This is a genomic window from Candidatus Methylomirabilota bacterium, assembly GCA_035709005.1.
GTDB lineage: Bacteria > Methylomirabilota > Methylomirabilia > Rokubacteriales > CSP1-6 > 40CM-4-69-5.
In genome coordinates, this window is the sequence record DASTFB010000008.1 from 128338 (window position 1) to 147855 (window position 19518).

The window sequence follows — 19518 nt, forward strand, 5'->3', positions numbered from 1 at the left end:
GGCTCAGATCCCGGCCACGAAGCGGCCCGGGTTCAGGATGGCGAGCGGATCGAGCTGGGCCTTGATCCGCTGCATGATGCGGCCGGCGGCCCCGGGCGCATCCCACACGGGGACGAGCGCCTTGACGGTGAGCGGCGCCCACTCCAGCACCGCGTAGCCCCCGCCGGCGCCGGCCATGCCGCGCCAGTCCTCGAGCACGGCGGCGATCGCCGCGGGATCCGCCTGCCCGCCGGGTGAGAAGACGGCGGCGGTCAGCACGCCGACGCCGGCGTGGGCGCTCCACGCGCTGAGCAGGCCCCGCTGCCGGACCGCGTTGGCCCCCTGCTCCATCACGTCGGCGACGGTGACCGGCAGCACGACAAGCTTCATCACCGCGGCCGGCGTCGCGAAGGCCGCCCGGGCCGCTGTGCACAGCCGCGACCACGCCTCGTCGGGCAGCGGGGCGATCCCGTGGCCGCCCAGCGGCGCCGTCAACCGCCGCAGCTCGTCGCACTGCCAGGCCACCTGCTCGGCCAGGCCGTCGAAGCCGACCACCAGGCTGGCGCCTGGCCCCGAGCCCAGGCTGCGCCCGGCCTCGGCATCCAGGAGCTCGAGCGCGCTCGGAATGAGGTCGGAGCCGGTGACGGTCCGCACCGCGGTTCCGGCATCCTTCAGCCGATCGAACCGCACGGCGACGAGACGCTCGGCGTCCGGGAGCGGCCGGAGCTTCACCGTGACTTCCACGATGATGCCCAGCGTCCCGAACGAGCCGACGAAGAGCTTGGGCAGATCGTATCCCGCGACGTTCTTCACGACCTTGCCGCCTCCGCGCACCAGGGCGCCTTCGCCGGTCACCACGGTGACGCCGATGAGCAGATCGCGCGGCGTGCCGTAGAGATGCCGCCGCGGGCCGGAGGCATTGGCGGCGATCACGCCGCCAATGGTCGCGCGCTCGGCGTCCGGGGGGTCCAGCGAGAGCCACTGGCCCCGGGCCCGCAGCGCGGTCTGCAGCGCCGCCACCGGCATCCCCGCCTCGACGGTGGCCGTCAGGTCGCCGGGCTCGTGCTCGAGCAGCCGGGCCATCCGGGCCAGGCCCAGGACCAGCCCGGCGCGGGCGGCGGGGGTCCCCAGGCTGGCGGCCGTGCCGCCGCCCCAGGGGACGATCGGCACGCCCTCCGTCGCGGCCAGGGCGACGACCGCTCGCACCTCGTCGACCGAGCCCGGGAAGACCGCCGCCTCCGGCGAACGCCCCTCCACGACGTAGGGCCCCAGGTCCACGGCCGTGAGCAGGTTGGGGGGGCCGACGATCGAGCGGAGCTTGTCGAGCAGCGCGTCCTCCTCGGAGCGGACAACGCCCGCGCTAGAAGCGCTGGGCCAGGCCTTTTTCTTCGATGGGATGCGGCCGGTAGGCGCTGGGGCCCGCCTCGCCGCACGACTTCCGCGTCGGGAACACCTTGCCGGGGTTGCAGCGGCCTGTGGGATTGAAGGCGCGCTTGAGCCCCTGCATGAACTCCAGGTCGGCCGGCGAGAAGATGAAGGCCATGAAATCGGCCTTCTCCAGCCCGATGCCATGCTCCCCCGAGATCGAGCCGCCGACTTCGGCGCAGAGCCTCATGATCTCGGCGCCCGCCTGCACCACGCGTTCCTCCTCGCCGGACACGCGCGGGTCGTAGAGGATGTTGGGATGGAGGTTGCCGTCGCCGGCGTGGAAGACGTTGCCCACGCGCAGCCCGTGGCTGGCGACGATCTCGTTCACGCGGGCCAGCACGTAGGGCAGCTTCGTCCGGGGGATCACACCGTCCATCACCATGTAGGCTGGCGAGATCCGGCCGTACGCGCCGAACGCCGACTTGCGGCCCTTCCAGAGCAGCTGGCGCTCCGCCTCGTCCCGGGCCGCTCGTACCTCGCGGGCGCCGCTGTCCCGGCACGCCTGCACGATTCGCTCGGTCTGGGCCGACATGCCCTCGGCCAGCCCGTCCAGCTCCACCAGCACCGCGGCCGCCGCATCACGCGGGTAGCCGCAGCCGAACGCGTCCTCCACCGCCTGGATGGTGAGCCGGTCGATCATCTCGACCGCGGCGGGCACGAGCCCGCGTGCGATCACCTCGGAGACCGCGGCGGAAGCCTGCTCCACGCGGTCGAAAACCGCCAGGACCGTCTTCACCGCCTGCGGCTTGCGCAGGATGCGCACGACGATCTTGGTGGCGATGCCGAACGTCCCCTCGGAGCCCACGAAGATGCCGGGCAGGTCGTAGCCCTGCGACTCGCGCGTCTTGCCGCCGAGCCACACGATCTCGCCGTCGGGCATCACGACCTCGAGGCCCAGCACGTGGTTGACGGTGACGCCGTACTTGAGGGTGTGGGGGCCGCCGGAATTGTTGGCGATGTTCCCGCCGATCGTGCAGGCCTGCTGACTGGACGGGTCGGGAGCGTAGTAGTACCCGGCCGGCCCCACCGCCCAGGACAGATGCAGGTTCACCAGCCCGGGCTCGACGACCGCGACCTGGTTGTCGTAGTCGACCTCCAGCACGCGGTTCATCCGCATGAGCGAGATGACGATGCCGCCCTCGGCCGGCAAGCAGCCTCCCGACAGCCCCGTGCCCGCCCCGCGAGCAACGAAGGGCAGGTCCTCACGGTTGGCCAGCTTCACGATGGCCGAGACGTGCTCGGCGGAGGTGGGGAACACCACGAAGTCGGCGAGCGCCCGGAACAGGGTGAGGCCGTCGGACTCGTAGACCAGCAGCTCGTCGGGGTCGCTGAGGACCGCTCCCCGCCCGACCAGCGCCTCGAGCTCGCGGCGCAGGTCGCGTTTGCGGGCGTCGGTGAGGACTGCCATGGCCATTCGAATTATACCGCGGGCGGCGGGTGCGGGGCCCGCGGCTGGGCGGCTCGCGCCTGGAGTCGCGGGAGGGGCTCCCGAGACCACGAGGCTGGCGGCCGCAGGGACCGGGGGTGACTGGGCTCCACCGACGCGTGAGGCCCGGTAATAGGCGGCGGGAAACGAGTCTCGGGACCCCTCCCGCGACTCCAGGCGCCGGCTGGCCAGCCCCGGGGCTTAGCAATCGGGTTCGGAAGGGGACGAATCAGGCGGCGGGCGTCAGGGCGCGGGCGACGGCGCGGAGGTCGGTGATGAACCGCTGCCGCTCCCGGCGGCGGGTCTCGTCGTCGGGAGCTCGCAGCACGGCGGATGGGTGCACGGTGGCCAGCACGCGCGGCGCCAGCGGCGAGGAGACGAACTGCCCGCGGTCGCGGCTCACGCGGAACTGACGCCCGAGCAGGGCCTGGGCCGCGGTGGCGCCCAGGCAGACGATCACCCGCGGCTGCACCACGGCGATCTCGGCGTCGAGCCAGGGCCGACAGGCGGTGATCTCGCCGGCGCTGGGCTTGGCATGGATGCGGCGCTTGCCGCGCGGCTCCCACTTGAAGTGCTTGACCACGTTCGTCACGTAGACCTGGGCGCGATCGATGCCGGATTCGGCCAGGGCTTCGTCGAGCAGCCGGCCGGCCGGCCCGACGAATGGCCGGCCCGAGAGATCTTCCTCGTGGCCGGGCTGCTCGCCGACCAGCATCACGCGCGCCGGCGGCGTTCCCTCGCCGAACACCGTCTGAGTCGCGCGCCGGTACAGCTCGCATCCCGTGCACCGGGCCGAGGCGGCCCGGAGCCTGGGCAGGGTCGGATCGTCGGGCACGAACGCCGAGGCGGACATCGATTCGATTGTACGACCCGCCGGATGGGACGGCGGAGCCGGCGGCGGTCAGGTCTCGCCCAGGAGCGTGCGGGCCGCGCGCGCGATAGCCTCGGCATCGATGCCGTAGTGCTGATAGAGCGCCGCCCGGCTCCCCGACTGGCCGAAGTGGTCCACGCCCAGCGCGAGTTGGGGGACGCCGAGCGCCGAGCCCAGGAAGGCCAGCGCGTGCGAGTGGCCGTCCAGCACGGAGACCACGGGCACGCCTTCCTCCTCGGCGCTGACCAGTTGCTCCAGATGCGGACGCGATTGCCGCAAGCCCCGGTAGAGACGGTCCGGGCTCGTCACCACGAAGACGCTGGCCAGGATCCCCGACTGCCGGAGCCGCCGGCTGGCGGCCACGGCGTCGGCCACCATCACGCCGGTGGCGAAGAGGTGCACGGCGTTGCTCTCAGGGTCCCAGCCCGGCTCGGCGCGGGCGTCCACCAGGCGGTAGCCGCCCGCCAGCACGGCGTCGCGGTAGGAGTCCGACGGGGCTGGCGCCAGGGTCTGGTCGAGCGGGCGGGTCGACAACCGCAAGTAGAGGCTGTCGCCGCGACGCGCGGCCACGTCGGCCAGCGCCGTCAGCAGGATCCATTCGACCTCCCGCGCGAATGCGGGCTCGTAATACGCCAGGTCGGGCAGCGCAACGCCGATGCCCGGGGTGATCACCGACTGGTGAGCGCCGCCCTCGGCGGCCAGGCTCACCCCCGAGGGTGTCGCCACGACGACGAACCGGGCGCCCGCATAGAGAGCGTGGTACAGCGCGTCGAGCCCGCGGGCCAGGAACGGATCGTAGAGCGTGCCGATGGGCAGGAGCGTCGTGCCCTGGAGCTCATGGGCCAGCCCCAGCGCGCCGAGCAGGAGAAAGAGGTTGTGCTCGGCGATGCCGAGCTCGATGTGCTGCCCCCGGGGGGACTCCCGCCACGGCACCGCCAGCGGAAGCTCGCCGAAGTAGTTGGGCTTGTCCTGCGGGAAATAGACGCCCCGTCGATTGATCCAGCCGGCCAGATGCGTGGTGACCGCGACGTCGGCCGACACCGTGACCACGGCGTCGGCCACCGGCAGCCGACTCAACGCCCCCAGCACCCTCCCGAAAGCCTCCTGGGTCGAGAGGTCGCCGGCATACGACTCCTCCAGAGCGCGCGGCACCGGCACCGCCGGCGCCCGCGGTGCAGGCGGCGCGAACAGCGGTGGCAGTCGACGAATCCACTCCGCTTCCGGGCTGCCCTCGGCGAACCCCGACCATTCGTCGCCGGCGTTCAGGCCCATCGCCGCGCGCAGCTCCTCGATCTGGGCGCCGGTGAGCAGCGCGGTGTGGTTGAGCGGGTCGCCGGCCAGGGGCAGTCCCCAGCCCTTGATCGTGTGGGCGAGGATGACGGTGGGGCGCTGCGGCTCCCGAGCCGCCTCGGCCAGCGCATCGAGGATCGCCGCGATGTCGTGTCCGCCGACGTCCTGGATGAGCCCGGCCAGCTCGTCGTCGGTGAGCTCGGCGAGAAGCGACTCCGTGGTCACCAGCGCCTTGCGGACCGCCGCCGGTCCCAGCCGGAGCAGGCTCTGATACTCCGCATAGGGCATGCTCTCCAGCCGCTCCTGCAGCCTGGGTCCACCGCGACGCGCGAACAGCGCGTGCAGACGCCGGCCCCAGCGGAGCTCGATCACCCGCCATCCGAGGCCGGCGAACAGCGCGGGGAGCTGGCGCCGCCGGACGTCGGGCGCGATCCGATCGAGGCTCTGGCGGTTGACGTCGACGAGCCACACCACGTTGGGGAGGCGTCCGACCACCTCCTCGGCCAGCGCCTCCCACACGTTGCCCTCGTCCAGCTCGGCGTCGCCGACCATGACGATGACGCGTTCGGCCGCGCCGGGCGCGCCGTGATCGAGCAGGTAGCGCGTGGTCAGCGCGGCGAACGTGGCCTGCACCGCGCCGAGCCCCATCGATCCGGTCGTGAGCTCGACGAGGTCCGGGTTCTTGCGTCGGCTGGGATAGGCCTGCAGACCACCGAAGCTGCGCAGCTCGCGCAGGGCGGCGGCGTCCAGACGCCCGCGGAGATACTGCGCCGCGTAGAGCGCCGGCGCCGCGTGCGCCTTGACGGCCACGAGATCGCCGGGGCCGAGCGCCTTGAAGTAGAGCGCGGTGAGCAGTGAGACGGCCGAGGCCGACGAGGCCTGATGGCCACCGACCTTGACGCCGTCGGCGTTCGGCCGGAGCGCGTTGGCATGATGCACCATCCAGGTGCTCAGCCACAGGACGCGGCGCTGGATACGCTCCAAAACCTCTAGTTCCGTCATCCTCCTCGAGACTCTACTCGGCCGCTCTGGGCTCGACAACCTCTTGACGGCAACCTAGCGGCGCGGGGACTATACCCTGCCCACTTATGGAGACACGCCCGCCCAGGCCGGCTCCGGGGAGCGTCATGCTGTTCATCGTGGCGCGCGACCACCCGGCGCTGTACGAGACCCTGCTGCGGGAATTTGGGGCCGAACGCGACGTCGCGGTACTCTACGACCGCCGGTTCGGTGAACGGCGGGGGCAGCAGGTGGCGTGGCCCGATGAGCGCCGGCGGGGCGAGCGTCGAATCCGCCCCGACGTCGACGCCCAGCTGGCGTCGCTCGGCTGGGCCCTGGTTCGCCGCGCTCGAGCGGCGCGACAGGGCGGGCCGCTGTCTGGTGCCCGAGAGAGCGACGACCGGTGACCGGCGCCGGCGTCGAAGAGGGGGTTCACATGCAGCGGCGCTTCGTTGTCGTGCTCCTGGGTGCCGTCGTCGCGCTGGCCGGATGCGCCAGCAGCGAGGAATGGGCGACGTGGAAGAGTCAGGGCTCCCACTTCGCCTCTGGCGAACACCTGTACTTTTCGGTGCGAAACCGTGAAGCGGCGGCGGCTCGCGTCAGCCGTCAGGACGTCGCCACGGCGCGCGAAGAAGGTTGGTGGGGCCGGCCCGTCACGGTCGGCCAGGAACAGATTCTCGAGCGCTGACGCCGGTTCGGCGACTGCCGGCTCCCGGGTCGCGGGAGCCGGCACGCCGGTTGCACCGATCCCGGCCGAGAGGTCAGCATCCATGTTGTCCCCACGCGTCGACGCCGGCGCCTGAGCGCGATGGCGCGCGCACGGCGAACACCCCGCCGCCGCGCCCGGGCGAGGCCCCTGCCCGATCTGAGCCGGTACGGCCGTCTGGCCGAATACAACCGCAAGCGGCGGTTCGAGGTCACCCCCGAGCCCGCTGGCCGCGCTCCGGGAGGCAGCCCGACGCCCGGCCGGCCGCTGCAGTTCGTGATCCAGAAACACCGTGCGCGTCGCCTGCACTACGACTTCCGGCTCGAGCACCGGGGCGTCATGCTCTCGTGGGCGGTGCCCAAGGGTCCCTCGCTCGATCCGGCGGTCAAGCGGCTGGCCATGGAGACGGAGCCCCATCCGATCGATTACAACGAGTTCGAAGGGGTGATCCCCGAGGGCGAATACGGCGGCGGGACCGTGATGATCTGGGATCACGGCGTCTGGGCCCCGGTGGTCGGCGACCGCCTCGGCGACGAGGCCGACGTCGACCGCCAGCTCGCCAAAGGGGAGCTCAAGCTCATGCTGCTCGGCGAGAGGCTCGCCGGCGGCTGGGCGCTGGTGCGGACCGGCGAGCGCCAGTGGTTGTTGATCAAGCACCGCGATCGGTGGGCGTCCACCACCGATCCCACGGTCACCCATCCGCGCTCCGTCGTCTCCGGTCGCACGATGGCGGAGATCGCCCGCGCCGCCGGCGCCAGTCCCCGCCAGCTCATCGAAGCCGCCGCCGCGGATGGGGAGGCGACGGACGCCAGGTCGGCCGTCCGGTCACCGCCCAGGCCCCAGCGTCGCCGGCGCGCGCGCTGAGGGCCGCCCTCCGGCACGCTGGTGTCGCGCGGCCCGCTTGTGCGGGCTACGCGCATGGGCTAGGCTGAGGCATGATCGCCCGCCTGCTCACGTCCCCCCGGCACGGCTGCCATCCGTGAGCCGGGGCCGTCAATACGGGTTCGATCGTCGCCGCCGAGACACCGCTCGTCGTCAGAAGCAGCAGGCCAAGCGGGAGCGGAAGCTCACCCGCGCCGCGGAGGGAGTGACCGGCCCGGACATCGACGCTCCGCAGGAGACGGGGGCCCCCAGCGGGGTATGGGAATGGTTCTCACCCAGCCGGGCTCGCGTGGTGACCTCGACCGTCGGCACCCGCCCGGACGGTGAGCCCCCGGACGACTGGGTGCTCATCAGCGACGCGCCGCCGGAGGAGACCGCCAGCCCCTCCTGACCTCACGCTTCCGGCCCGCGGACGAGCGTCTAGCGTGACCCGCGCACGCGGCGGCCGGCGGCGTCGAACAGGTAGACTCGATCGAGGTCGAATCTGATCCCCGGCGCATCGCCTACCCGGTAGGGGCTGGCGCCCTCGACGACGGCGATGGTGGGCCGCTCGGCCCCGTGGTCGAAGTAGATCAGCGTGTCCTTGCCCAACGGCTCGACGAGCTTGGCGCGCCAGTGAAAGGTGCCATCGCCCCCCACGCGAACGTGCTCGGGCCGGGCGCCCAGGGAGTACCGGCCTTCGGGGGCGCTGGCGAAGGCCGCCGGCAGCTCGACGGCGAAGCCCGCCCCCTCGAAGCGCGGACGGCCGGCCGCGGCGCGGAGCGTTCCCGCCAGCAGGTTCATCGACGGGCTGCCGAAGAAGTCCGCGACGAAGTAGCTGACCGGGTCGTTGTAGATCTCGAGCGGCGTGCCCACCTGCTCGACGCGGCCGGCCTGCATGACCACGATCCGGTCGGCCAGCGTCATGGCCTCCTCCTGATCGTGGGTGACGAACACGAACGTCTTGCGCAGCTCCTCGTGCAGGCGATCGATCTCCGCCCGCATCTCGCGGCGTAGCTTGGCGTCCAGGCTGGCCAGCGGCTCGTCGAGCAGGAAGGCGGAGGGCTCGGTGATCAGGGTCCGGGCCAGCGCCACCCGCTGGGCCTCGCCGCCCGAGCACTGGGCCGGGAACTTGTCCAGCAGGTGCGTGATGCGGACCAGGTCGGCCACCTCTCGCACCCGGCGCCGCCGCGTCGCCGCATCGACCTTCTTCATGCGCGGCCCGAACTCGATGTTCTCGGCCACCGTCTTGTGGGGGAACAGGGCGTGGCTCTGGAACACCATGCCCAGGTTCCGCTGGCCGGGCTCCAGGTCGTTGACCACCCGGCCGTCGATGCGGATCTCGCCCGCCGTGGGCTCCTCGAACCCCGCAATCATTCGGAGGGTCGTCGTCTTGCCGCAGCCCGAGGGCCCGACCAGCACGACGAACTCCCCCTCCTCGATCGCCAGATCGAGCCCTTTGACGGCCTCCACGCCGCCGCCGAAGACCTTGCGCAGCCCCCGCACCTCGATGCGGGCCATCCGGCCTACCTCTTCACCATGCCGAAGCTGAAGCCCCGGACCAGGTGCTTGCGGATCAGGCAGCCGATGATGATGAGCGGCAGCGTGATGCCCACGGCCAGGGCCGCCTGCCGGCCGTAGACGCGGCCCTCGCTCGACCCTTCGTACTTGGCCAGCTGGACCGGCAACGTCACCACTTCCGTCTTGGTCAGGATCAGGGCCATCAGGTACTCGCTCCAGGCCAGGATGAGGACGAACATGAACGTGGCCACCAGGCCCGAGCGGACCAGGGGCAGCGTCACCTCCCAGATGGTCCGCCACCGGCCGGCGCCCAGGATGGCGGCGGCCTGCTCCACCTCGACGGGGATCTCGTCGATGAAGCTCTTGGTCATCCACACGGAGTAGGGCAGCGTGGTGATGACGTAGACGATCACCAGACCGGTCACCGTGTCGAGCAGGTTGAGGGCCGAGTAGTAGAGGGTGAGCGGCGCGGCCACCACGATCGGCGGGACCATCCGGAGCATGAGGAGGTTGAACATCCGCCGCTCCGAGAGCAGGCGATAGCGGGAGGCGCCGTACGCGAGCAGCGTGCCCAGCGAGACCGAGAGCGTGGTGGCGATGAGCGCGATGGTGAGGCTGTGCTGCAGCGCCAGCAACGGCTTCTGCATGGAGAACGCTTCCTGGGTCCGGAGGGCCTCCGTTTCTCCCACCCACACCGCGCGGTGGTTGTCGAGGGTCGGCTCCGACGTCCAGTACACGGGCGGCCAGGCGAACCACTCGTGGCCGGGCTTGAACGAGGTGGAGAGCACCCAGTACATCGGGAAGGCGACAACGAGGAGCCACAGCGTGAGCATCGTGAACCGGAACCCCGCGAAGAGCCGGCGTCGAGCCTGGCGGGTCACGGCCGCGCCGCCGGGGCCTGGTACAGGCGGTCGAGGATCCGCTTCTCCCGCCGGAGCATCCGGATGGCCATGAGCACGATGCCGACCATCAGCAGCAGCACCACGTAGGACATGGCGGCGCCCCGGGACACGTGGAAGTACGTCCACGTCGTCAGGAAGAGATAGACGGGGATGGTCTCGGTGGCGGTCCCCGGCCCGCCCTGGAACAGCGCCCACGTCTTGGGGAACTCCCCGATGGCCTCCAGGAATCTCAGGATCAGGGCCAGGAAGATGACCGGGCGCAGCAGCGGGAGCTTCACCTCCAGGAAGATGCGCCACCGGCTGGCCCCCAGGCTCTGAGCCGCCTCCTCCAGGTCGCGGGGCAGCGCGGCCAGCCCGGCCATCATGATGATGAACACGAAGGGGGTCCAGTTCCAGATCTCCAGCAGCACCGTGGTGAGCACGGCGATCCGGGGATCGGCGAGCCAGATCACGTTGACGTCCGTGCCCAGGACCGCGCTCAGGATGCCGTTCACCGGTCCCTTCTGGTAGAGCAGCATCTCGAAGGTGTAGGCGATGACGATCGGAACCGTCAGCATGGGCAGGATGAAGAACGCGTAGTAGAGGCCGTGGCCGCGGAAGGGCCGGTACATCAGCAGGGCCAGGCCGAACCCCACCGCGAAGCAGCCCAGCGTGGAGACCCCCGCGAAGACGAGCGATCGCACGATGGACCAGCCGAAGCGGGGGTCGCTCAGCACCTCCTGGAACACGTCGAACCAGACGAACTCGGCGTCCCACCAGCTGCCCAGATAGATCGTCCACGAGTGCACGCTGAAGTAGAGCTGGAGCAGGAAGACCGGGACGAGGAACAGCAGCAGCGCGAACAGCGGGGCGAGGAGGGTCCACTTGAAGACGGCGCCCGGGCCATGGCTCCGCGGCAAGTAGACCCTCCCCCCGGTCAGGCCGGCACGTCGACCTTGGGGAAGGCCGCCTTGTAGCTGGCCAGGTCCTCCTTGAGCTTGCGCTTGCCGATCTTGGCGATGAGCTTGCGCCACTCCGCCTCGGTCTGCGTGATGACGTCCTTGGCCTTGATCTGACCCACGTAGGCCTCGGACAGGGCCTTGGCCAGCACGTCCTGGAACTCCAGGTGCCCGGTCAGGTAAATGGGCGGCGTGGTGACGAAGAGGTTCCGCTTGATGGCCGCCAGGGCCGGCTTCGTGTAGCGCTTCTCCACCTCGGGGCTGGTGAAGTGGCCGCTGTGCCAGGGATCGTGGAACGTCCACTCGGGGTGGCTCACGATCTCGATGCTGTTCTTCAGCGTGCCCCAGTAGAGCGCCATGTAGGCGGCCTGGCGCTTGCGCGGGCTGTGGCGGTTCACCAGCACCGCGGCCAGGGGCGACGAGATCGACCGGTGCATCTGCTTGCCGCTCAGGGTGGAGCCCGGAACCAAGCCGTAGAGGAACTTGCCCTTGGTCGCCGACTTCGGGTCGCTCTCGATCTGCCGGCTGGTGCCATCCCAGTACTGGGCGGAGAACATGTGGCCGCCCACGATCTGGGGAATCATCTGGGGGGTGCCCCAGCCGGGCGCCTCGGGATGGGAGACCTTCTTGAGGTTGAGGTAAACGTCCACCGCGTATTCGCCGGCCTTCGTGTTCAGCGTGGGCTCGAGCTCGTCGTTCACCGGGAAGCCGCCCGCGCTGTAGAAGTACATGTACCACCACGTGGCGCCGTTGGCCCGGTTGCGCAGGCTGCCCGAGCCGGTGAGCCCCTTGTCCGGCCGGTGGAAGAACTCGAGCACTTGCTGGTGCTCGTCCCAGGTCTTGGGCCACGTGAGCTCGCGACCGTGCTTGTCGGCGAAGCGCTTCCGCTCCTCGGGGTTCTCGAAGTAGTCCTTGCGGATGTACTGGATGTGGACGTTGCCGTCGGTGGGAATCCCGTACGTCTGGCCCTTGTACTGCATGAAGCTGGCGAAGTTGCCGACCATGTCGAGCTTGTAGCCGGTCTCCTTGATGTAGGGATCGAGCGGCTCCAGCAGGCCGGCCGAGGCCAGGGAGGGGATCATGTTGGAGTCGACGTGGAAGAAATCGAACTCGCCCGAGCGCGACAGGGCTTCGGCCATCGCCCGCTGGGGAATCTGAAAGATGGTGATGTCCTGGATGTTCTTCACGCCGATGCCGGTGAGGCCACGGAACTCGTCGGACAGGCGCTGCATGTTGCGATAGTAGAGCGACCAGATCATGCCGTTGAGGTCGGCGGGCTTGCTCTTCTTGGCCGCCTTGACGACGCCGTCCTCCTCCGGCCCGGCCTCGGCCGCCCGCGGGTGCCGCAGCACCCAGGGACCGGTCAGCGCCGCCGCCAGTCCCGTTCCAAGAAACGTCCGCCTGAAGAGCCCACGGTCGCTCATGATGCGCGCCTCCTTCGCCAAGGACTTCGCCTCAGGGCCAGCAAGATACCGCGACGCGCGGCGAGGCGGCAAGCGGGCTATAGTAAGGGCCGGTCTGAAGCGCCCGTGAGCCGGGAGGGCTGACATGCGCTACGTTAGAATTTCGGCCGATTGCCACATCGACCTCTGCTGGCTGCCTCCCGATCTGTTCACGTCGAGCTCCACGGCCCGGCTGCGGGACCGCATGCCGTACGTCACCGACGGACCCAAGGGGCCGGTGTGGGTCACCAGACAGGGCGCCAACCTGGGCCTGATGAACGGCATGGGCTCGGCGGGCCGGGAGTACGTGCCGGGGCAGATCCATCGCTCCGATCGCATGGCCTCCACCGGGCTCTACGAGGACGGCAAGCGGGGGATCCGTCGCCTCACCGATCCCGAGCTGCGGCTCCTCGATCAAGAGCGCGACGGCGTCCAGGCCGAGGTGCTGTACGGCATCCTCGGCACGACCCGGCGCCTGAACGACCCCGAGGCCGCCGTGGAGGTCATGCGGATCTACAACGAGTGGCTGGCCGACTTCTGCGAGAGCCACCCCGACCGCTACGCCGGACTGGCCTGCATTCCCAATCACCCGGTGGAGGCCGCCGTGGACGAGATCAGGCGGGTGATGAAGCGGGGCGGCATCCGGGGCCTGGAGATCGCCAATCAGCACGACATCGTGCCGCTGTGGGATCCCCAGTGGGCCCCCGTCTGGCAGGTGGCCCACGAGTCCCGGCTGCCCCTGCACTTCCACACCGTGGGCGGCCAGCGGGTGGATTTCGACAAGCTCCCGGGCTTGCTGCCCAAGGTGACCCGCGCCGTGCACCTGACCACCTTCCAGATGCACATGGCCTCGATCCTGAGCTCGCTGATCTTCGGCGGGGTGCTGGAGCGCTACCCCGATCTGAAGATCGTCATCGGGGAGAGCGGCATCGGCTGGATCCCCTACGTGCTGGAGCGCATGGACGCGGAGTGGGAAGATCAGTTCAAGATGCTCTCGCTCACCATGCCGCCCAGCCACTACTGGCGGCGCCAGTGCCGAGCGACCTACCAGACCGACCGCATCGGCATCAAGCTGATCGACGAGCTGGGCCACGACACGGTCATGTGGGGCTCGGATTTCCCCCACCCGGACGGCGTGTGGCCGGATTCCGCCGAGTTCATCGAGCGCGAGCTGGGCCATCTGCCCGCTGCGGTGCGCCAGAAGATCGTGTGCGACAATGCGGGTAAGCTGTACGGGTTCATCCACTGACCCCCAGGAGGGTGTCATGCCGAAGATCAAGCACATCGCCATCTCCACCCAGGACGTCGACGCGACCGCCCGGTTCTACATCGAGGTGTTCGGGATGAAGGAGATCGCCAAGGTCGACAGCCCGGGGGCCACCGGCTACTACCTGAGCGACGGCGACCTCAACCTGGCCATCCTCAACTTCAAGAACGACGCGGTGGCCGGGGCCGAGCGGGGCAAGGGCTACTCGGGCATCCACCACATCGGCTTCCAGGTCGACAGCCTGGAGGCGATCGCCGAGAAGCTGGCGGAGGCCGGCTCGCGCCGCCGCGACGACGTCAACGAAGCGCTCGGGGTCGGGCACGGACGCCGCTACGAGGGCAACGTCGAGGTGAAGTACGGAGGCCCCGACGGCGTCATGCTCGACGTGTCGGAGACCGGCTGGGTAGGGACGCCGACCTTCAGCCCCAAAGTCACGCACTGAGCGGCTTTGCCCCGCGGGCTCGAGGACGGTGTGCGCGTTCCAGCTGGAACGTCCCAGCGCCGAACGCGGACGATTCCCGATCCCGGGGCGTCCCCGTCAACGCCTGAGTCCGCGGAGAACGCCGACTAGCTGTCCAGCGCTAGCGCGCCGCCGGCCACGGCTCGTCGAGCCACTCCGGCGCCGGCTCACCGGGCCGGCTCACCGCGAGCTCGGAGTTCTGATCACCGCGCCCGTCGGGAAACCGCTGCAGCGCACCGGGCATCTCGTAGTAGATCTCCAGCCGGTTTCCGTCGGGGTCGGCGAAGTAGATGCTGCGCTGGTTGATGTGGTCCATGGCCCGCTCGATGACGACCCCGTGCTCGAGCAGAGCGCGGTAGGCCTCGCCGAGCGCCTCGTAGCTCGCCACCTGGAAGGCGATGTGGGCGACTCCGACCGGTCGGCTCGGCCCGCGGCCGTGCTCCGGATTTTCGTGCTGGGCCATGTCCAGGGTGTGGAAGTCCTCTCCCAGCGTCATGAACAGGTCGCCGTGCTGAGGATCTTGCTCCGACACGCGAAAGCCGAGGACGTCCCGATAGAAGGCCTTGGACCGCTCGAGGTCCGCCACCCGGAGCTGCACGTGACCGATCTTCTTGAGCCGGATCGTGCTCCCCATCGCCGTCCCTCCCGGAGCTAACACTACCCCATCGACTGGCCGAACCCAAGGCCGTCCCGGCTGTGCTAGCATCCGGTCGTTCCGACACGACGCTCGGGAGGCCCGATTGTCGCCATGACCAAGATCCTGTTCTCGCCCCGACAGCCCGAGGTGATCCTCGACATCGCCCGCTCTCTGACGCCGGCCGGCTACGAGCTGGTGGTGGTCGATGCCGGCACGCCGGAGTTCTACCAGGCGGCGGCCGACGCCGAATACTACATGGGCCTGGCCCGCTCCATCGGCAACGAGTTCTTCCGGGCCGCGCCCAAGCTCCGCCTGGTCCAGCTCCTCAGCGCCGGCTACGATCGGGTCGACGTCGAGGCGGCGCGCAAGGCCGGCGTGCCCGTGGCCAACAACGGCGGCGCCAACGCCATCGCCGTGTCCGAGCACGCCATCATGCTCATGCTGGCCGTGCTCAAGCGACTGGTTCGCTTCCACAACGACGTCGTCGCCGGCAAGTGGCGCGTGGGCGATCACGACCAGTCGCGCGTCTTCGAGATGCCCGGCAAGCTGCTGGGGATCGTGGGGCTGGGCAACATCGGCAAGAAGGTGGCCCGGCGGGCGGCGGCCTTCGACATGCGCATCCAGTACTACGACATCGCGCGGCTCACCGAGGACCAGGAGGACGCCCTGGGGGTCCGCTTCGTCCTCTTCGAGGAGCTCCTGCGCACCTCCGACGTGGTGACCCTGCACGTGCCGCTGGACGACACCACGCGCAACCTGATGTCCACCCGGCAGCTCGCCATGATGCAGCGCTCGGCCATCCTCATCAACACGTGCCGCGGCGGGGTGGTGGACGAGGCCGCCCTGTACCGCGCGCTCAAGGAGGGCCAGATCGCCGGGGCCGGGCTCGACGTCATGGTGGAGGAGCCGCCACAGGCGAACCACCCGCTGTTCAGCCTGCCCAACGTCACCCTCACGCCGCACTCGGCGGGGCCGACCTGGGAGAACTGGACGGCGCGATTCCGCAACGGCTTCGACAACATCCAGCGCGTGGCCAACGGGGGACGGCCGCGCTGGGTGATCCCGGAGCTGGCGTGAGGCCCGGGGAGGCCGTCCGATGAGCGAGCGCGCGCTCGCCGGCATGCGCATCCTCGACCTCACCCAGTTCGAGGCCGGCACCACCTGCACCCAGTTCCTGGGCTGGCTGGGGGCCGACGTCATCAAGATCGAGCCGCCGGGCGGCGAGCAGTCGCGGCGCAACCGGCCCGAGGTGCCGGGCCTGGACGCGATGTTCTTCCTCGTCTTCAACGCGAACAAGCGCAGCGTCGTCATCGACCTCAAGCGTCCGGAGGGCCGGGCCCTCTTTCTCCGGATGGTCGAGCACGCCGACGTCGTGGTGGAGAACTTCGCGCCCGGACTCATGGAGCGCCTGGGGCTGGACTACCCGGCGCTCCGCGCGGTCAATTCCGCCATCATCGTCGCGCGCATCAAGGGCTTCGGGCTCTCCGGCCCCTATCACGAGTACAAGAGCTTCGACATGATCGCCCAGGCCACCGGTGGGGTGATGAGCGTCACCGGGTTCGCCGATCGCGAGCCGGTGCGGTGCGGCGCGGCCATCGGCGACACCGGCACCGGCGTGCACACCGCAGGCGCCATCATGGCCGCCTACATCCAGCGGCTGCGCACGGGCCAGGGGCAGCTCGTCGAGGTGTCGATGCAGGAGGTGGTGGCCAACTTCCTGCGCGGACGCTTCGTGGACCACTACCGCGACGGCCGGGGCGCCGAACGGCGCGACAACACGCTGCTCGGCGGCGTCCCGGGCGGCGTCTATCCGTGCGCGCCGGGCGGGCCCAACACCTACGTCTTCATCTACGTCCAGCCGATCAACCAGGAGATGTGGCGGCAGTTCGCCACGGCGATCGGGCGGGAGGATCTGGTCACCGACCCCCGCTGCACCGACGCCCGGACCCGCTGGCAGCACCGCGAGGAGCTGGACGCCATCACCCGGGCCTGGACGAGCGCGCGGACGAAGCAGGAGGTGATGGAGATCCTCGGCAAGGCCGGCGTCCCGTGCGGCGCCGTGCTGGACACGGCCGAGGTGCTGGACGACCCGCACCTCAACGCGCGCGGCCAGATCGCCACCATCGATCATCCCACCCGGGGCCGCATTCGCCTGCCCGGCTGTCCGGTGCGCCTGTCCGCCTCGGACGCGGTGACGACGCCGCCTCCGCTGGCCGGCCAGCACACCGCGGAGGTGCTGGCCGAGGTGCTGGGGCTGTCGAAGGACGACGTGCAGGCCCTCCAGCAGCGCGGCGTCGTGGGCTGACGTGCGATGCGGCCGGATGTGGCCCCCCGCACCCACCCGCGGATCGAGGCCCGTCTGTGCGGGCACCCGCTGGAGCTGAGCCCGGGGCGCGCGCGGGTTTCGCTGGACACGACCCCCGAGATGGCGGCTGACGAGCGGGGCCTCGTCCACGGCGGCTTCACCTTCGGGCTGGCCGACTACGCCGCCATGCTGGCCGTCAACGAGCCCACGGTGGTGCTGGCCAGCGCCGAGACGAAGTTCCTCGCCCCCGTGGTGACGGGCGAGCGTCTGGAGGCCGAGGCCCAGGTGGAGCGCAGCGAGGGCCGGCGGCGCTGGGTCACGGTGGTCGTCCGCCGGGCCGACACCCCGGAGCGAATCCTCGAAGGACAGTTCCTGGCGGTCGTGCCTGACGGTCACATCCTGGACACGAGGAAGGAGCGCTCACGATGAACGTCGGGATCTCCTTGCCGCTGCCCGCCTACCACGTGGATCCCGCCTTCATCGCGCGCACGGCCGAGGCGCTGGGCTTCGAGTCGCTCTGGTGCGCCGAGCACCCGTTCGTGCCCGTGTACACGACGAGCCGCTTTCCCGGCTCGCCGGATGGCATCATCCCCGAGAGCTATGCCCACTTCGTCGATCCGTTCGTCGCCCTGGCCCGGGCCTCCGCCGTCACCCGGCGGATCCAGCTGGGGACCGGCGTCGTGCTCGTCCCCGAGCGGCACCCGCTGCTGCTGGCCAAGGAAGTCGCCACGCTCGATCTCTTCAGCGGCGGCCGGTTCCTCTTCGGCGTCGGCGCCGGCTGGCTGCGGGAAGAGACACAGATCATGGGCGGGGACTTCGAGCACCGCTGGACGCAGGTGCGCGAGTCGGTGCTGGCCATGAAGGAGCTGTGGACCAAGACGGAGGCCGAGTTCCACGGCCGCTACCACAGCTTCCCCCCGGTGAAGTCCTTCCCCAAGCCCGCCCAGAAGCCACACCCGCCGATCATCCTGGGCGGCCTCGCGCCCAACGTGCTCCAGCGGATCGTGGCCTGGGGCGACGGCTGGCTGCCGAACCGCATCACCCCCGAGCAGGTGCGCGAGAGCCGGGCCACGCTCGATGGCCTCGCCAAGGATGCCGGCCGCGATCCCTCCCGGATCACCATCTCGGTGTACGGGCAGCCGGCCGACCGCGGCCTCATCCGGCGCTTCCACCAGGCCGGGGCCACGCGCGTCATCATCCGCCCGCCCGCGGTCGGCACGGAAGCCGAGATGGGGGCGCAGCTGACGCGGATCGCCGAGGCCGTGCTGAAGTAGCGGCCGGCCGGGCCGCCTTGATCGCTGCGACCGCCGGTGATAATTAGAGGCCTGCCCAGATCACGCCGTAAGGAGCCGGTCATGAGCGAGTTCAAGAGCGAAGTGCGGGACGGGATGCGGATCGACTGGGACGTGCCCGTCCCCATCGACGACGGCATCGTGTTGCGCGCCGACGTCTACCGGCCGATCCGCGAAGGCAAGTACCCCGTCATCCTGTCCTACGGGCCCTACGGCAAGTGGCTGCACTTCGAGGACCTCTACACCGACCAGTGGCGCCGCATGATCGCCGAGCACCCGGACGTCGCGGCGGGCTCCACCAACAAGTACCAGAACTGGGAAGTCGTGGATCCCGAGAAGTGGGTGCCCGACGGCTACGCCTGCGTGCGCGTGGACTCGCGAGGGGCCGGGCGCTCCCCCGGATACCTGGACATCTGGTCGGCCCGCGAGGCGCAGGACCTCCACGACTGCGTCGAGTGGGCGGCCCGGCAGCCGTGGTCCACGGGGAAGATCGGCCTCAACGGCATCTCCTACTACGCCATGAACCAGTGGCAGGTGGCCGCCCTGCAGCCGCCGCACCTCGCCGCCATCTGCATCTGGGAGGGCGCCGCCGACTACTACCGGGACCTCTCCCATCACGGCGGCATCCTGTGCACCTTCGGTCGGGCCTGGTTCCCCTCGCAGGTCATCCGCGTCCAGCACGGCCGCGGCACGCGCGGGTTCCGCTCGCGCATGAACGGCGACTGGGTGGCGGGGCCGCCGACCCTCAGCGAGGAGGAGCTGGGGGCCAAGCGCAGCGACTTCTACGAGGACTGCCGTCGCAATCCGCTGGCCAGCGCCCCGTACTGGCGCTCCCGGATGCCCGACTGGTCGAAGGTGAAGGTGCCGCTGCTGTCGGCCGCGAACTGGGGCGGCCAGGGGCTGCATCCTCGTGGCAACTTCGAGGGCTTCGTGCGCGCGGCCGCCAAGCAGAAGTGGCTCGAGGTCCACGGCATCGAGCACTGGACCCACTTCTACACCGACTACGGGCGGCTCCTGCAACTCGAGTTCTTCAACCACTTCTTGAAGGGAGAGGACAACGGCTGGGACCGACGTCCCCCCGTCATGCTGAACATCAGAAGAGTCGACGGATTCCAGCTCAGAACAGCCCAGGGTTGGCCACTTCCCGACACCCGATGGACCACGATGCACCTGGATCCGGAAGAAGGCCTCATC

At 70.2% G+C, this 19518-nt stretch carries 20 protein-coding genes; 11 read left to right on the forward strand and 9 right to left on the reverse strand.

Features of this window, described 5'->3' with window-relative positions; all coding sequences use genetic code 11:
• Positions 1–3: 3 nt before the first annotated feature.
• From VFR64_01655 to VFR64_01670, 4 genes are all read right to left on the reverse strand, one after another.
• Complete coding sequence (locus tag VFR64_01655) at positions 4–1257, reverse strand: FAD-binding oxidoreductase (protein HET9488450.1); 1254 nt, start codon at positions 1255–1257, stop codon at positions 4–6.
• Between the two features lie 82 nt (positions 1258–1339).
• Positions 1340–2821, reverse strand: coding sequence for an FAD-linked oxidase C-terminal domain-containing protein (locus VFR64_01660; protein HET9488451.1), 1482 nt, complete (start codon positions 2819–2821; stop codon positions 1340–1342).
• 241 nt (positions 2822–3062) lie between these two features.
• Positions 3063–3686 (reverse strand): UdgX family uracil-DNA binding protein, encoded by a 624-nt coding sequence (locus VFR64_01665; GenBank protein HET9488452.1) that lies wholly within the window; start codon positions 3684–3686, stop codon positions 3063–3065.
• A gap of 48 nt (positions 3687–3734) precedes the next feature.
• Positions 3735–5996 carry a transketolase C-terminal domain-containing protein gene (locus VFR64_01670; GenBank protein ID HET9488453.1) on the reverse strand — a complete coding sequence of 754 codons (2262 nt, stop codon included), beginning with the start codon at positions 5994–5996 and terminating at the stop codon, positions 3735–3737.
• 125 nt (positions 5997–6121) lie between these two features.
• On the opposite strand from VFR64_01670, the gene VFR64_01675 reads away from it, so the two are divergent.
• From VFR64_01675 to VFR64_01690, 4 genes are all read left to right on the forward strand, one after another.
• Positions 6122–6400 (forward strand): hypothetical protein, encoded by a 279-nt coding sequence (locus VFR64_01675; GenBank protein HET9488454.1) that lies wholly within the window; start codon positions 6122–6124, stop codon positions 6398–6400.
• Between the two features lie 29 nt (positions 6401–6429).
• The gene (locus VFR64_01680; GenBank protein HET9488455.1) at positions 6430–6681 is read left to right on the forward strand and encodes a hypothetical protein; all 252 of its coding nucleotides are present in this window, start codon (positions 6430–6432) and stop codon (positions 6679–6681) included.
• Between the two features lie 120 nt (positions 6682–6801).
• On the forward strand, positions 6802–7563 hold the full coding sequence (locus VFR64_01685; protein HET9488456.1) for a DNA polymerase ligase N-terminal domain-containing protein: 762 nt from the start codon (positions 6802–6804) through the stop codon (positions 7561–7563).
• A 115-nt stretch (positions 7564–7678) separates the two neighbouring features.
• Positions 7679–7972 (forward strand): hypothetical protein, encoded by a 294-nt coding sequence (locus tag VFR64_01690; protein HET9488457.1) that lies wholly within the window; start codon positions 7679–7681, stop codon positions 7970–7972.
• Positions 7973–8001: 29 nt separating this feature from the next.
• On the opposite strand, the gene VFR64_01695 is transcribed toward VFR64_01690, so the two are convergent.
• The 4 genes from VFR64_01695 to VFR64_01710 are packed head-to-tail and all read right to left on the reverse strand — an operon-like array spanning position 8002 to position 12345.
• Positions 8002–9081: an ABC transporter ATP-binding protein gene (locus tag VFR64_01695; protein HET9488458.1), complete on the reverse strand. Its 1080-nt coding sequence runs from the start codon at positions 9079–9081 to the stop codon at positions 8002–8004.
• Between the two features lie 5 nt (positions 9082–9086).
• Complete coding sequence (locus VFR64_01700; protein HET9488459.1) at positions 9087–9962, reverse strand: carbohydrate ABC transporter permease; 876 nt, start codon at positions 9960–9962, stop codon at positions 9087–9089.
• Complete coding sequence (locus tag VFR64_01705) at positions 9959–10882, reverse strand: sugar ABC transporter permease (protein HET9488460.1); 924 nt, start codon at positions 10880–10882, stop codon at positions 9959–9961. Before VFR64_01705 ends, VFR64_01700 begins: the two co-directional genes overlap by 4 nt.
• A gap of 17 nt (positions 10883–10899) precedes the next feature.
• Positions 10900–12345: an extracellular solute-binding protein gene (locus VFR64_01710; GenBank protein ID HET9488461.1), complete on the reverse strand. Its 1446-nt coding sequence runs from the start codon at positions 12343–12345 to the stop codon at positions 10900–10902.
• 124 nt (positions 12346–12469) lie between these two features.
• Between VFR64_01710 and VFR64_01715 the strand changes: the two genes are divergently transcribed.
• Both VFR64_01715 and VFR64_01720 read left to right on the forward strand, forming a co-directional pair.
• On the forward strand, positions 12470–13612 hold the full coding sequence (locus tag VFR64_01715) for an amidohydrolase family protein (GenBank protein HET9488462.1): 1143 nt from the start codon (positions 12470–12472) through the stop codon (positions 13610–13612).
• Positions 13613–13628: 16 nt separating this feature from the next.
• Positions 13629–14072, forward strand: coding sequence for a VOC family protein (locus VFR64_01720; GenBank protein ID HET9488463.1), 444 nt, complete (start codon positions 13629–13631; stop codon positions 14070–14072).
• A gap of 139 nt (positions 14073–14211) precedes the next feature.
• On the opposite strand, the gene VFR64_01725 is transcribed toward VFR64_01720, so the two are convergent.
• On the reverse strand, positions 14212–14724 hold the full coding sequence (locus tag VFR64_01725) for a VOC family protein (GenBank protein ID HET9488464.1): 513 nt from the start codon (positions 14722–14724) through the stop codon (positions 14212–14214).
• A gap of 114 nt (positions 14725–14838) precedes the next feature.
• Between VFR64_01725 and VFR64_01730 the strand changes: the two genes are divergently transcribed.
• The 5 genes from VFR64_01730 to VFR64_01750 form a co-directional block, all read left to right on the forward strand.
• A complete protein-coding gene (locus VFR64_01730; protein HET9488465.1) occupies positions 14839–15804 on the forward strand; it encodes a 2-hydroxyacid dehydrogenase in 966 nt (321 codons plus the stop codon).
• Positions 15805–15823: 19 nt separating this feature from the next.
• Complete coding sequence (locus VFR64_01735) at positions 15824–17032, forward strand: CoA transferase (protein HET9488466.1); 1209 nt, start codon at positions 15824–15826, stop codon at positions 17030–17032.
• 18 nt (positions 17033–17050) lie between these two features.
• Positions 17051–17461 carry a PaaI family thioesterase gene (locus VFR64_01740; GenBank protein ID HET9488467.1) on the forward strand — a complete coding sequence of 137 codons (411 nt, stop codon included), beginning with the start codon at positions 17051–17053 and terminating at the stop codon, positions 17459–17461.
• The gene (locus tag VFR64_01745; GenBank protein ID HET9488468.1) at positions 17458–18306 is read left to right on the forward strand and encodes an LLM class F420-dependent oxidoreductase; all 849 of its coding nucleotides are present in this window, start codon (positions 17458–17460) and stop codon (positions 18304–18306) included. The genes VFR64_01740 and VFR64_01745 overlap by 4 nt, the downstream gene beginning before the upstream one ends.
• Before the next feature lie 81 nt (positions 18307–18387).
• Positions 18388–19518, forward strand: a 1131-nt coding sequence (locus VFR64_01750; protein HET9488469.1) for a CocE/NonD family hydrolase, incomplete at its 3' end; no start/stop codon positions are given.